Below are 11,379 nucleotides of genomic sequence, written 5' to 3' on the forward strand. Positions count from 1 at the left end.
CAAGAACCCACGGGCCCCCGCTGCGCAGCATCTGCATATAGCGCTCTTTGCGCAGTTCTTCTTCAACTTCGTCGAAAACGTCGACCAAGGCCCGCCTCGCATTTCCTGCCAGTCCAATGTTGGGCGGACCCTAGCGGCACGGCCGTGCTGCCGCAATACGCGCAAGCGGCGTTACGCGCCTGTAATGCGGTAGACTTCGTCGGGTCCCGGAAAGCGCCGGGCGCGCACATCTTCGGCATAGGCCTTCACCGCATCTTCGGTGAGGCCTTTCAGATCGGCGTAGCGCTTCACGAATCGCGGTGTCCAGTCGAACAGGCCAAGCATGTCGGGTGTGACCAGTATCTGGCCATCGCACTGCGCCGATGCGCCAATACCGATGGTCGGCACCGAGACGGCTCTGGTGATTTCGGTCGCGAGATCTTCGGCCACTCCTTCCACCACGATGGCGAACGCACCGGCCGCATCGGCGCTGCGCGCCTCGTCCAGCACGCGGTCGCGTTCGGCAGCGCTGCGCCCCTTGGCCTTGAAACCGCCCTCGGCAAGAGCCGCCTGCGGGCGCAGACCGACATGAGCCATGACCGGCACGCCGCGCTGGACCAGATAGCGGATCGTATCGGCGATATAGACGCCGCTCTCCACCTTTACCGCCTGAGCGCCGGTTTCCCGCAGCACGCGGGCAGCGTTGGCAAAGGCCTGTTCCGGCGAGGCTTCATAGCTGCCAAACGGCATGTCCACGACGACCAGCGCGCGCTGCGCGCCGCGCACGACCGCCTGCCCGTGCAGGATCATCATCTCCAGCGTGACCGGAATGGTGTTGGGCAGGCCATGCACGACCATGCCGACAGAATCGCCCACCAGCAGCACGTCACAATGCGGATCGAGCAGGCGCGCAGTGGGCGCGTCATACGCCGTCAGGCAGACCAGCGGGTCACCGCCCTTGCGCGCACGGATGTCGGTCACGGTGATGCGCCGCACCGGGTTCTGGCTCTGGGCAGACATGGAAAGCTCCGGTCGGTTACAGGAAGGCGGGCACGCTAGCCCGGATTTCGCACCTGCACAAACCGCCGCGCTACAGCGAAAGCCCTGTCCGCCGGAACAGAACGTGCGTGACCGCCGCGAGGCCGACCGCCACGACACCCATGGCCAGCGCCTGCGGACCGATAACGCTGGCGGCCAGCGCCGCTGCACCGCCGGTCATGCCATTGATCACGCCGACAAGGCCTGGAAGCTGAAACGCTGCAATCACCAGCCCGAGCAATCCGGCGGCGGCGAGCAGAAGCGGCTTGAAAGCTGTCCCGGCGGGCAGCGCCCGCATCACGCCAGCGGTAAACGCCGGATCAGGCTCAGGGGCACGGGCCGAGAAAAGCGCATTCAGCTCGGCATCAAAGCTGTCATCAGAAGCGATCATGCTGCCTTCTCCCTTTCCTCGTACCAGGCCTTCAGCTTGGCCCGCCCCCGGTTGACATGGGACTTCACCGTTCCGAGTGCGAGGCCTGTAATGTCTGCGGCTTCGGAGTGACTGAGGCCAGCACCGTGACACAGGACGATGCAGGCGCGTTCGTCCTGCGACAACCCTGCAAGCGCCCGGTCGAGATCAAGGCGCTCTCCCGCATGGCCGCTTCCCGGGGCTTCCGGCTCCGGTTCACGCGCCGCGGCCTCCATCAGGCGGGCGCGGGAGCGGTCCTTGCGCGCATTCATCAAGAAGCGCGAGTAGGCAATCTGGCACAGCCAGGACCTGAAGCCCCCCTGACCGCGATAGGTAGCGATCCGGCGCCAGGCCTGCACAAAAGTTTCCTGCGCCAGATCGTCTGCGTCGGCGGACCGGCCCGTAAGGCGGGCCAGCATGCCACGCACGAGGCTCTGGTGGCGGTTGACCAGAACGGCAAAGGCCCGTCTGTCACCCCCCGCCACCACACGCGCGGCAAGCTCGTCATCACTTTCCGGCATGGTGCCGCCCCGCCCTTGCTGGCTGGTTCACTCGCCCGGCTGTTGCGGGCGCATGGCCTGGAACAGCCCGAACAGAACCAGCACCAGGCCGATAAAGCTGGGTATCGCGGCTATGCCGGCGAAGATGTAGGCGGTATCGGGCGCATTGCCGCTGGTGGGAATGGTCTGGCCGAACATGTAGCCCATCACCACGAGGCCTGCCGCCACTGCAATCAGGATCAGGCCCGATTTCAGATCACCGCCCTTTTCCTTGCGCGCTGGTGCACCCAGAGCCTTGATCGCATCAGCGTCCAGCGACTGACCGTTTCGTACGGCCTCGCGTATGGTGGCATGCAGGTTGAAGCGGTTGATAACCGCCGCGCCGACGGCAATCAGAACGATCATGACGCCAGCTAGAAAGAAGGCGATGGGGATCAGAATGTCTTCATCCATGATGTGTGTCTCCTTTGCGGGCCCGCCCGCCGGGCACCCTTATGGAGACTGGATGCTCGTCGCGTAGGGATCGGATGCAAATTCGACGACCGCGACGCCAAATAATTGCATGTGGAACCAGGCAAGCAGTCCCGAGGCGATGAGGGCGACGGCAAAAGCAATGCCGTCAGCGCTCCAGCTTCCCTCACTGGCAAAGGCGCCGCCACGGATATAGGCGCCCAGCAGCGTGACCAGCGACCAGGCCGCAAAACTTCCAAACAATACCAGGCTGGCGATCTCGCCATTGGCTATCAGATGGGCCGCGGCCCAGACCAGCACGCCCAGCGTCATCGGATGGCGCACGGTGGAGCGGATATGCCCGGGAAGATACGCCGAAACGATCAGCAGGATGGATAACGGCACCAGCACCAGAGCGGCCGTGCGCGTCCACTCCGGCGGGGCCCACACCGCTTCTGAGGGGTGCGCCAGGATGTGACCATAAATAATGAGAGCGAGGCCTACAGCGCTGACGAGGGAATAGATTATCGAATAGCCGCCCTGGCCCAGCATCGCGATGAGCGGTCCGCGCATGCCTATCAGCCGGACGCTGTGCACGCCGAGAAAGAGAACCAGTCCGACGATCAGAAATTCCATGCCCCAGCCCCCGTTCGCGTATTCAGCCTGTCAGTATGCCTGACCGGTCCCCAGCCGCCCGCTCTTCGCACTCCAGTAGCGGCGCACTTCACGCACGCCAGCGCGCGCCGAGACAAAGCTCAAAAACGCCATGGCGCCAGCCGCCAGGAAGGACGCCAGCGACAGCCATGCGCCAGCCAGCTCCTCGGCGCGGGTGCTCAGGCCTGCGTGACCGAAATAGACCGCGCCGGAGGCCGGATTCACCCAGATGCCAAAGGCCGGCACCATGATGTCGATGATCGCAACCGTGACGAAAGCCGCAGCCAGAAGGGCAAGCACGAAACTGCCCGCCACGCTGCCAGCTGCCGTCCAGACAGCGGGCGTGGCGCGCGCCGGCGCGGCCTCGTGCTCGTCAAGAAACTGGACCGCATAGGCTTGCGGCATGCCGAAGGCGGCAAGCGTCGCCTCCAGGCGCCCGGCCTGCGCGCTGGCCTCCAGATGGGTGCGCGCCTCCTGAACGATGTCGTTACGCTCATCGGCAGGCAGGGCGTGAAGCGCCGTGTCCAGTGCCGCAACATAGGCGGCGATATCAGGCTGTTGATGGCTCATCATGGCCTCACGATCAGGTTCAGTTGCGCTTCAAACTGGTCCCAGAATGCCGCCATCCCTTCTACCGCATCCCGGCCCGTGGGCGTTAGGGAATAATATTTGCGCGGCGGCGCATTGTCATTCACCTCCCAGCGCGCATGCAGCCGTCCGTCCGACTGCAGGCGGCGCAGCAGCGGATATACCGTGCCTTCAGACAGGCCGACGCTGTCGGCGCCGGTCAGGCGCGCAACCAGCTCCACGCCATAGAATTCGCCGTCGCGCAGCGCCGACAACACGGCGAATTCTGCGGCGCCCTTGCGCATCTGGGATTTCCAGGAATCAAGATTCATCACTTGCTCGCACGCATCACGCCCTGCCCCGCCCTTATCTAGCGGGCTGGCCCGTCCTCTGGCAATCGCACCCCCCTCACCCCGGGCGGGACGTCCGCATTGGCAGCGGAAATCGATGCCATTATTTTTCACTTGATGTTTTATATTTTTAACATCATGTTCGCGCTCGATAACAAATTCGCGATGGAGACAGCGATGAGCGAGCGTGAGCAGTTTTCCTGGGTGTGGCTGGGTGCCCTCACCCTTTTCTATGGCGGCTTTTTCGTCGTGATTTCCGTTCTTGAGGCGTCCGGCGAGGTGGGGCTGTTCACCCGCCTCGGCCTTCTGACAGCAGCCGCAGCAGGGTCCGGCATTGTGATCGGGATCAGCGCGCTGGTGGCGCGTTTCCGCCGGGAACCGGGTGAACTGGTGGCCCTTGACGAGCGCGACAGGGCCATCCAGCGCCGCGCCCGCTCGATCGCCTATGGAGTTCTGCTTGTCGGCATGATCCTCGTGGGATGTGTCATGCCCTTCGAGGCAACGCCGTGGGAGATCGTGCAAGGGACGATTTTCGTGATCGTCGTGGCAGAGATTGTCAGCTGCGGTGTCGTTATCACAAGCTATCGGAGGGGCTGGCGTGCCTGATCGCGTCCTGACCAATCAGGTGAAGACCCTGCGCTTCCTGACCGGGGAAATGACACAGTCCGAGCTTGGCCGCCGCGTCGGGGTAACCCGCCAGACGATCGCGGCCATCGAGACCGGCAAGTATTCGCCCACGCTGGAGACGGCCTACCGGATCGCGGATGTCTTTGGCCGGCCGATAACCGAGGTCTTCCCGTGGACAATGGCGGGCGAGTAAAGCGTGCACAGCGAATGTGCCGAATGGTAACAGGGCCTTAACATCCCGGGCGGACACTGGAAAGATTACGTTGATCCGTCATCTCTTGTGTCCGCCAGAGGGTTGTCAGAGGCTCGCGACCGGCACACGGCGCGAGGCCCGTTCTGAACCATGTTCGACATGCTTTCCGGCCTTTTTGCGCGCACCCGGCAGCCGGCCCATTCCACCGGCTCGGAGCAAGAGCAGGCCGCTCGCCTGATGGACCTGATCGGGTCGGCGGTGCTTCGCCTCGACCAGCAGGGTCGCATCGTGTTTGCAAGCAGGCAGGCCGAAAGCGTACTTGGCCTGCCGCTCGAAGCCCTTTCGGGCATGGCCTATGATGGCGAGGCGTGGAACATCACCCATGTTGACGGCACGCCCTTCCCGCCGGAGGAACTGCCCTTCGTCCAGGTAATGCAGACGGGCAATCCGGTGCGCGGCGTGGTCCACGCCATAGAATTGCCCGGCGCCGGCCGGCGTGTCCTGTCGATCAATGCGGCACCGGATACAGGCCCCGGCGGCATTGAAGGCGTGGTCTGCGTGATCAGCGACGTCACCGCTCTGACGGCATCGCAGGATGCATTGCGCATGAGCGAGGAGCGCCTGCGCACGGCGACCGAGGCCGCCAAGATGGGCGTCTGGTCCTACCGCCCCGACGAAGACCGGGTCTATTTCTCCGAAGAGTGCTTCAAGCTGATGCGCGTCAAGCACCATTCCTCGGAGATGACGGGAGACGAATATCGCGACTACATCCACCCCGAAGACCGCGAGCGGGTGGTGAAGGCCATCTATGACTGCATTTCCGGCAAGGCAGAGGTCTATCGCGAGCGAATCCGCCACCGCACGGCCGATGGCAGCTATATGTGGACACTCGCGACGGGCCGGATCGCCGACCGCCGCCGCGACGGGCGTACCCGCGTCATCAGCGGCACCTTCCAGGACATCAGTGACGTCAAGGAATACGAGCGCCTCATCGCTGAGAGCCGCGATGCCGCCGAGCGTGCAAACGAGGCAAAATCGCGCTTCCTCGCCAATACCAGCCACGAGATACGCACGCCGCTGAACGGCGTCCTCGGCATGGCGAGGCTGCTCGCCAATACCGAGCTGAATGAAAGACAGCGCTTCTACGTCGAGACGCTGCGCCAGTCCGGGCAGGCGCTTCTTTCCCTGATCGAGAACATTCTCGACATTTCCCGCATCGAAGCTGGCGAAATAGCCTTCGACCGCGAGGATTTCGACCTTCACAGGGCCGCTCAGAGCGCGGTCAGCGTGGTTGCCAGCACCGCGATTGCCAAACAGCTTGACCTTCGCCTGGCCGTGGACCCGTCACTTCCCGCTATTTGTCATGGCGATGTGAGGCGCCTCAAACAGGTGCTGATCAACCTTCTGGGCAATGCGGTGAAGTTTACCGAAGCCGGTCATGTGCACCTGAACGTCCTGCCCGCAGGCGACGGCTGCATCCGCTTTGAAGTGGCAGATACCGGCCCCGGCCTTGAGGACGGAGAAGAAGCCATGATCTTCTCGCGCTTTACCCAGGCCGATAGCTCCGCGACACGGCGGCACGAAGGTACCGGGCTAGGCCTCGCGATCAGCAAGGAACTCGTCGAGCTGGCGGGCGGCGAGATCGGTGTGGAATCGGAAAAAGGCAAGGGATCGGTCTTCCACTTCACCTGGCCATTGCCCGCCGCAGCAAATCTGGTTGATAGCCAGCCCTCCGCCCCGCCTTCGCAGGCCAGCGCGGGCGAGCATGGCCTCATCCTCATTGTGGAAGACAACGAGACCAATCTCGCCGTGCTCGACCACGCCATCCGCAATGCGGGTTACCGGACGATACATGCACGCACGGGACGCGAAGCGCTGGAGATCCTTTCCAGCCGGCCTTTCTCGCTGGTGCTGATGGATCTGCACATGCCCGAGCTTGGCGGCGAAGAGGCGGTCAGGATCTTGCGCGCAGGCGACACGCCCAATCGCAATACGCCGGTGTTTACCCTCTCGGCAGATGTCACGCTGGAAACGCGTAGCCGCATCCGCCAGCTCGATGTTCAGGAAAGCTTCACCAAGCCGCTTGACCTTGATGCCCTCACCGCCAGCATCGGTGTATGGACCCGCCGCGACAGAAAGACGGCCTGAGACCTCATGAAACGTGCAGCCCTGCTAGACGACGATCCTCTCGAACTCACCATTCTGGCCGGCATTGCCGACAGTATCGCCGAGCCGTGGGAGTTTACCCGCTTCAAGAGCGCCGAGGACTTTCTCGAGGCCGGAAACGGAGGGGATTTCTCGGTGGTCTTCCTCGACCGGCGCCTGCCGCCCCATCAGAGCTTTGAGGAAACCGTGACCCTGGTCGAGCAGTCCGGATTCGAAGGCCATGTGGTGCTGCTGACAAATTACCGCAGCGGGACGGGCAAGCCGGAGAGCCGCCTGAAACTGCTCGGCCCGTACGAGAAGATCGACGTGCAGGACCCCGATGCTCTGGCAAACCTCTTGGACGGCAAGCCGCTGCTCTAGGGGCGCAGTCCGCTTTGGCCTTCGGCTGACCAGACATCACCGGAACGCGAAAAGCCCAGGCCCGAAAGGGCTGGCGCGAGGGCGTCATCTTCCGTCTGCACTTCGATCCGCCAGCCCGCCCTGAAACCATCGAGGCGGACATGGCCGTCGAGCGTGAGCTGCGAATTGCTTCCCGCAAAACCAAAGCCTGCCGCCTGCCCGGCGCAGGCAAGCTCGCCTGACAGAACCGGCAGTTCCAGACCGGCGCGGGCGCCAAGGGCACCCAGCGGATCACCGGAAAGCGCGCCTGAAAGACTGACGCAGCCAGTGCTGTCGAACACGCCATCAATATCGCGCAGCCGCACAGGGGTATTCAAAAGCGCCGCGCTCTCGCCGCTGGCGGCGATGAAGCGCCCCGGCACGATCCGCCCCTCACCTATGGTGAGCCTTACCGTCTGACCGGAAAGCTGGAAGTCGCCGGCAAGATCGACCCCCTCGCCCGCCAGGCTGAAGCGCAGGCGAGGCTGGCCGGTCAGCAGGGAGAGCGGGGCAAGACCTGCCGCGCCAGAGCCGAGCCGCCGCCCCTGCCAGTGCACACCCTGCCAGCGCCCGTCCATTACTGTTCCGGTCACCCGCTCAGCCGTGATGCCATGCGGCTGCAGCGCGTAGCGGTGAAGCAGCCCGGCCGGAGTGAGGGCGAAAGCCGCAACAAGAAAGACAATAAGGGCAAGACAGCCAGGCAGGATGATGCGGTTCATTCGCCCCCCCGTGCCAGCAGGATCTGGGCGCGCACCTGGCTGCCCTCTGCACGTTCCATGCTCGCCCGCACAACGATCACGCCATGATCGCGCGACAGGGTTTCCAGCCAGCCGATAAGGACCGGCGCATCGGCGCTGTCGATCCAGACATTGAGCCGGCCAGCTTCATCCGGCAGGACGCGTGACAGGACCAGTCCGGAGCGGCTTGCCGCCCCGGCGACCACGCTGCGGACGCTTTCCTCTTCGGTTCGGGACGTGGCGCCATTGCCCTGCACAGCCTGATAGCGGGCAATACCGGCCATGATCTCGTCATGGCTGGCCGCACTTTGCCGGTAGGCGCTGCGCGCATCATCACGCCAGGAGAGCAGCGGCGAGGCAACAAGGAGCCAGCCCAGCATCACGACGGCTGCCAGCGCCGCCACAAGCAGGATGGTCTGCTCCTGCGCGCTCTTACGTTGCCAGTAGGTCAGAACCGCGTTCATGCGCCCCACCTCACCACGAAGTCTGCATTGACGCCGTCCGCGCCCTGTCGGGCACCGGCATCCTCTATCACCAGCCCCGCCGCCTCACCCGCAGCGCGAAGGGCCTCGAAATCGGAAAAGCCGCCATAGCGGGCAGAGACGGAAAGCGCGGCGCTGCCGGCCTCGAAGCGAACGGCGAGGATTTCGACAGACGGCGCATTTTCCAGCACCCCGGCCAGTGCGGCCGAGAGGCTCAGGAACTGATCGCTGCCACCATCGACAGCTTCCACCTCACGCAGTCTCTGCGCCAGCTGCACGCGCGGGTTCACAACCCGGCGAATATCCGGAAAGGCGGCTGTGAAGGCTTCCCGGCTTTGCGTCTCCAGCCGTTGCGCCATGGTCGACAGCCAGACGGCCTCGCTCGCCACTGACGCCAGCGCCAGCGCGCCCGCTGTCAGGGCAAGGCCCGCAGCCAGCCGCCAGCGCCCCAGCACGCCCTGCCAGTCCATCACCGCCATCAGCCCGGTGCCAAAGAGCGCCGGTTGCGCCTTCAGACCGGCGAGTGACACCTGGGAAGCGAGGAAGTTGAAATCGGCAGTTTCCCACTCACGGACAGGATAATCGGCGAAAGCCTGCAAGGCTTCCGCGCCTGCCCCCGAGAGATTGACCCTTTGCGGGTTGTGCGCGGCAGCGAGCGCCGGAAGAACAAGCTCGCTGATACTGTCCGGACAGCCGCCGGACACATCCTCTTCTAGGTCGCGATAGCGCCAGACAGCCCGGCCCCGGTAGAAGGCAACTGCCAGCTCGCCGGTATCTGGCTCAAGCAGCATGGCGTCGCTGACCGCGAAGACCGGCCGGGTAGCGCACCGCTCCAGTAGCACCTGCCAGTGGTCGGCAAGCCCGGCCTCGACGGCCATCACCCGGCGCTGGCCGTCGCCTAGCGGCTCGGAACAGACAATACGCTGAGTGTCCGGCGAAGCTGCCAGATATTCCTCGATTGCAAACGGCGCGGCTTCGCGGGCGGCCTTCTCGGAACGGGCCGGGATCGAGAGCGTGCGCATCTGCGCCAGATGGGCGGGGATCAGGGCAATGGTCGCGCTGATGTCGGCACTGGCGGGCAGATCCGGGCCCTGCGAGCCCTCGCCTTCGGCCAGCACTTCACCGGCAGCGGACATCAACGCCCAGGCGAAAACATCCACTGCCGCCTCTGGCAAATGTATGACCAGCCTTGCACTCACAGCACGGCTCCCTGTACGGGCGGCAGGCGCGTAAACGCGCCGGATGTATCCATACGCACGGTCTGGACCCGCATCAGACGCATCTCGCCAAGCTCCACAGCCAGATTGAGTTCAAACCATTCCGAGCGCAGCGCCGTCAGGCTCAACGGCCGTTCCTCTGGCGGCATCACGGCCATGACCGGATCGGCCCAGAACGCCTCAAGGCTGGAATAGCCCGTGCTCGGACGCCGGAAGAGCGCCTGACCGGCGGCCTGCAGGCTGACACTGCCTTCGGAAAGGGCGGTGATGAGAACGGCCTGATCGGCGCGCAGCGTATTGACGTTGAGCGGCGCCTGCACACTCGTCGGAAGGGCGCACAGATAGGGCGCCAGCGTTTCGAACAAAGCGCGGGTGACACCCGGCAGGAGGCGCATTTCGCCAAGCTCGGTAAAGGGCTGATTGGCCGCCCGGTGCGGCTCTGCCCGCGCCAGATAGGTGTCATCCTCCGCCCCTCCGGGACGTGCCGTCCGGTCGGGGTCGATCCAGTCCGTGGCCGCCGCGATCAGCGTTTCCGTCTCTCCGGGCGGCAGCCCGACAGCCTGCAGGAGAGAGCGCAAACGCGCGGCAGCACGCTCGTCAGCAGCCATATCGCCAGAATGCAGCGCGTTGATATTCAGGCAGTTATTGCTATCGCGTATGCTGGCAATGATCTGCCCGTTCTCGATTGGAAAGACGCGCGGCACGCCGTCCCAAGGGCCTTCCGGAGTGAAGTCCTCGTCCGCGCCACCGGCAAACCGGGCGAGCAGAACTTCGCCATAGGCAACGGCGCCATCGAGATAGGCCGATGCCTGCAACCGGTCCTCTACCACCCGTGTGCGCTCGATCTGATGGCGCATCATCTCGACAAGCGAAACGCTGACGGCCGCCATGAAGGCGACAACCATCAGGGCCGTGATCAGCGCAGCGCCGCGCTCGTGATCTGGCGTCTGGTCGCGCATCAGGATGCCCCTCCCGATCCGAGGCTGGTCAGCGCGACATGCTCGATGCTGAGACCACGCGCATCGGTGTAGGCAAGTTCGAGCGCTGAAGGCATGGGGGCGCTTTCGCCGCGTCCCGGCTGCGGCAGGGCTTCGAGCCAGTTGCGGCCATAGCGGAACCGGATCTGCACATCATTCAGGCTTTCCGCCAGCACCATGCGGTGAGGCTGCGAGCCCGGCGCCGGGTCAACGACCGTCCAGACCTCACGCACGAGAACGCCGTCTTCCACGCGCCACTCCACCCGGATAAGGCCCGACCGGTCAGCTGCGCCAGACGGGTTGGCCCGCCCGCGCCGGGTGAAGCTGGCCAGTGCCCCTGTCCTGCCAAACCCGGCCTGCGGCCCGGTCAGCGCCGCGCCGTCATAGCCGCCATCGGCAGTGCGGTGCGGACGGATGATCATGTGGGCGACATCCTCGCGCCACACGGCGCGGACCTGCTGCAACTGGGCAAGCTGGCGGGCGGCCTCGTCCTGACGGCTGCGCGCATCCAGCGTCGACACCAGAAGCCCGGTGCTCATCACGCCGACAATCGCGAAAATGCCCAAGGCCACCATGACCTCGACAAGGGTGAAGCCTGCCTCCTGCTTCATGTCGAGGACCGCTCGAAGCGTGTGAGAGTGTAGAAGGGCGCTTC

Annotated in this window: 16 protein-coding genes; 4 read left to right on the forward strand and 12 right to left on the reverse strand. The window is 64.6% G+C overall.

Annotated elements, in window-relative coordinates; genetic code table 11:
• Positions 1-171 precede the first annotated feature (171 nt).
• From panB to ACTS2Z_RS04480, 7 genes are all read right to left on the reverse strand, one after another.
• Positions 172-999, reverse strand: a complete 828-nt coding sequence (gene panB, locus ACTS2Z_RS04450) for a 3-methyl-2-oxobutanoate hydroxymethyltransferase (RefSeq protein WP_442572023.1) — start codon at positions 997-999, stop codon at positions 172-174.
• A gap of 70 nt (positions 1,000-1,069) precedes the next feature.
• Complete coding sequence (locus tag ACTS2Z_RS04455) at positions 1,070-1,408, reverse strand: hypothetical protein (protein ID WP_442572024.1); 339 nt, start codon at positions 1,406-1,408, stop codon at positions 1,070-1,072.
• Complete coding sequence (locus ACTS2Z_RS04460; RefSeq protein ID WP_442572025.1) at positions 1,405-1,947, reverse strand: RNA polymerase sigma factor; 543 nt, start codon at positions 1,945-1,947, stop codon at positions 1,405-1,407. The genes ACTS2Z_RS04455 and ACTS2Z_RS04460 overlap by 4 nt, the downstream gene beginning before the upstream one ends.
• 27 nt (positions 1,948-1,974) lie before the next feature.
• The gene (locus tag ACTS2Z_RS04465; protein WP_442572026.1) at positions 1,975-2,379 is read right to left on the reverse strand and encodes a DUF6249 domain-containing protein; all 405 of its coding nucleotides are present in this window, start codon (positions 2,377-2,379) and stop codon (positions 1,975-1,977) included.
• 39 nt (positions 2,380-2,418) lie between these two features.
• Positions 2,419-3,012, reverse strand: a complete 594-nt coding sequence (locus ACTS2Z_RS04470) for an NnrU family protein (protein WP_442572027.1) — start codon at positions 3,010-3,012, stop codon at positions 2,419-2,421.
• 30 nt (positions 3,013-3,042) lie between these two features.
• Complete coding sequence (locus tag ACTS2Z_RS04475) at positions 3,043-3,603, reverse strand: HAAS signaling domain-containing protein (protein ID WP_442572028.1); 561 nt, start codon at positions 3,601-3,603, stop codon at positions 3,043-3,045.
• Complete coding sequence (locus tag ACTS2Z_RS04480) at positions 3,600-3,902, reverse strand: PadR family transcriptional regulator (RefSeq protein ID WP_442572029.1); 303 nt, start codon at positions 3,900-3,902, stop codon at positions 3,600-3,602. Before ACTS2Z_RS04480 ends, ACTS2Z_RS04475 begins: the two co-directional genes overlap by 4 nt.
• Positions 3,903-4,124: 222 nt before the next feature.
• On the opposite strand from ACTS2Z_RS04480, the gene ACTS2Z_RS04485 reads away from it, so the two are divergent.
• The 4 genes from ACTS2Z_RS04485 (at position 4,125) to ACTS2Z_RS04500 (ending at position 7,293) form a co-directional block, all read left to right on the forward strand.
• On the forward strand, positions 4,125-4,553 hold the full coding sequence (locus tag ACTS2Z_RS04485) for a hypothetical protein (protein WP_442572030.1): 429 nt from the start codon (positions 4,125-4,127) through the stop codon (positions 4,551-4,553).
• A complete protein-coding gene (locus tag ACTS2Z_RS04490) occupies positions 4,546-4,767 on the forward strand; it encodes a helix-turn-helix transcriptional regulator (RefSeq protein ID WP_442572031.1) in 222 nt (73 codons plus the stop codon). The genes ACTS2Z_RS04485 and ACTS2Z_RS04490 overlap by 8 nt, the downstream gene beginning before the upstream one ends.
• A gap of 150 nt (positions 4,768-4,917) precedes the next feature.
• Complete coding sequence (locus ACTS2Z_RS04495) at positions 4,918-6,915, forward strand: ATP-binding protein (protein WP_442572032.1); 1,998 nt, start codon at positions 4,918-4,920, stop codon at positions 6,913-6,915.
• A 6-nt stretch (positions 6,916-6,921) separates the two neighbouring features.
• On the forward strand, positions 6,922-7,293 hold the full coding sequence (locus ACTS2Z_RS04500; RefSeq protein WP_442572033.1) for a hypothetical protein: 372 nt from the start codon (positions 6,922-6,924) through the stop codon (positions 7,291-7,293).
• Here ACTS2Z_RS04500 and gspN read toward each other — a convergent pair.
• The 5 genes from gspN to gspJ form a co-directional block, all read right to left on the reverse strand.
• Positions 7,290-8,030 carry a type II secretion system protein N gene (gspN, locus tag ACTS2Z_RS04505; protein ID WP_442572034.1) on the reverse strand — a complete coding sequence of 247 codons (741 nt, stop codon included), beginning with the start codon at positions 8,028-8,030 and terminating at the stop codon, positions 7,290-7,292. The genes ACTS2Z_RS04500 and gspN overlap by 4 nt on opposite strands.
• The gene (gene gspM / locus ACTS2Z_RS04510; protein ID WP_442572035.1) at positions 8,027-8,512 is read right to left on the reverse strand and encodes a type II secretion system protein GspM; all 486 of its coding nucleotides are present in this window, start codon (positions 8,510-8,512) and stop codon (positions 8,027-8,029) included. The genes gspN and gspM overlap by 4 nt, the downstream gene beginning before the upstream one ends.
• The gene (gene gspL / locus ACTS2Z_RS04515) at positions 8,509-9,729 is read right to left on the reverse strand and encodes a type II secretion system protein GspL (protein WP_442572036.1); all 1,221 of its coding nucleotides are present in this window, start codon (positions 9,727-9,729) and stop codon (positions 8,509-8,511) included. The genes gspM and gspL overlap by 4 nt, the downstream gene beginning before the upstream one ends.
• On the reverse strand, positions 9,726-10,706 hold the full coding sequence (gene gspK, locus ACTS2Z_RS04520) for a type II secretion system minor pseudopilin GspK (RefSeq protein ID WP_442572037.1): 981 nt from the start codon (positions 10,704-10,706) through the stop codon (positions 9,726-9,728). The genes gspL and gspK overlap by 4 nt, the downstream gene beginning before the upstream one ends.
• On the reverse strand, positions 10,706-11,379 hold a 674-nt coding region (gene gspJ, locus ACTS2Z_RS04525), incomplete at its 5' end, for a type II secretion system minor pseudopilin GspJ (RefSeq protein ID WP_442572038.1). The genes gspK and gspJ, both read right to left, overlap by 1 nt.

The organism is Glycocaulis sp. (genome assembly GCF_052168375.1).
Classification (GTDB): Bacteria; Pseudomonadota; Alphaproteobacteria; order Caulobacterales; family Maricaulaceae; genus Glycocaulis.

Bases quoted from the DNA above. Each gene is read 5' to 3' on its own strand.
- ACTS2Z_RS04480 (WP_442572029.1), bottom strand. From the start codon at position 3,902: ATGCGCAAGGGCGCCGCAGAATTCGCCGTGTTGTCGGCGCTGCGCGAC.
- ACTS2Z_RS04460 (WP_442572025.1), bottom strand. From the start codon at position 1,947: ATGCCGGAAAGTGATGACGAGCTTGCCGCGCGTGTGGTGGCGGGGGGT.
- ACTS2Z_RS04500 (WP_442572033.1), top strand. From the start codon at position 6,922: ATGAAACGTGCAGCCCTGCTAGACGACGATCCTCTCGAACTCACCATT.
- ACTS2Z_RS04475 (WP_442572028.1), bottom strand. From the start codon at position 3,603: ATGATGAGCCATCAACAGCCTGATATCGCCGCCTATGTTGCGGCACTG.
- ACTS2Z_RS04470 (WP_442572027.1), bottom strand. From the start codon at position 3,012: ATGGAATTTCTGATCGTCGGACTGGTTCTCTTTCTCGGCGTGCACAGC.
- gspM (WP_442572035.1), bottom strand. From the start codon at position 8,512: ATGAACGCGGTTCTGACCTACTGGCAACGTAAGAGCGCGCAGGAGCAG.
- gspK (WP_442572037.1), bottom strand. From the start codon at position 10,706: ATGCGCGACCAGACGCCAGATCACGAGCGCGGCGCTGCGCTGATCACG.
- gspN (WP_442572034.1), bottom strand. From the start codon at position 8,030: ATGAACCGCATCATCCTGCCTGGCTGTCTTGCCCTTATTGTCTTTCTT.
- panB (WP_442572023.1), bottom strand. From the start codon at position 999: ATGTCTGCCCAGAGCCAGAACCCGGTGCGGCGCATCACCGTGACCGAC.
- ACTS2Z_RS04455 (WP_442572024.1), bottom strand. From the start codon at position 1,408: ATGATCGCTTCTGATGACAGCTTTGATGCCGAGCTGAATGCGCTTTTC.
- ACTS2Z_RS04465 (WP_442572026.1), bottom strand. From the start codon at position 2,379: ATGGATGAAGACATTCTGATCCCCATCGCCTTCTTTCTAGCTGGCGTC.
- ACTS2Z_RS04495 (WP_442572032.1), top strand. From the start codon at position 4,918: ATGTTCGACATGCTTTCCGGCCTTTTTGCGCGCACCCGGCAGCCGGCC.
- ACTS2Z_RS04485 (WP_442572030.1), top strand. From the start codon at position 4,125: ATGAGCGAGCGTGAGCAGTTTTCCTGGGTGTGGCTGGGTGCCCTCACC.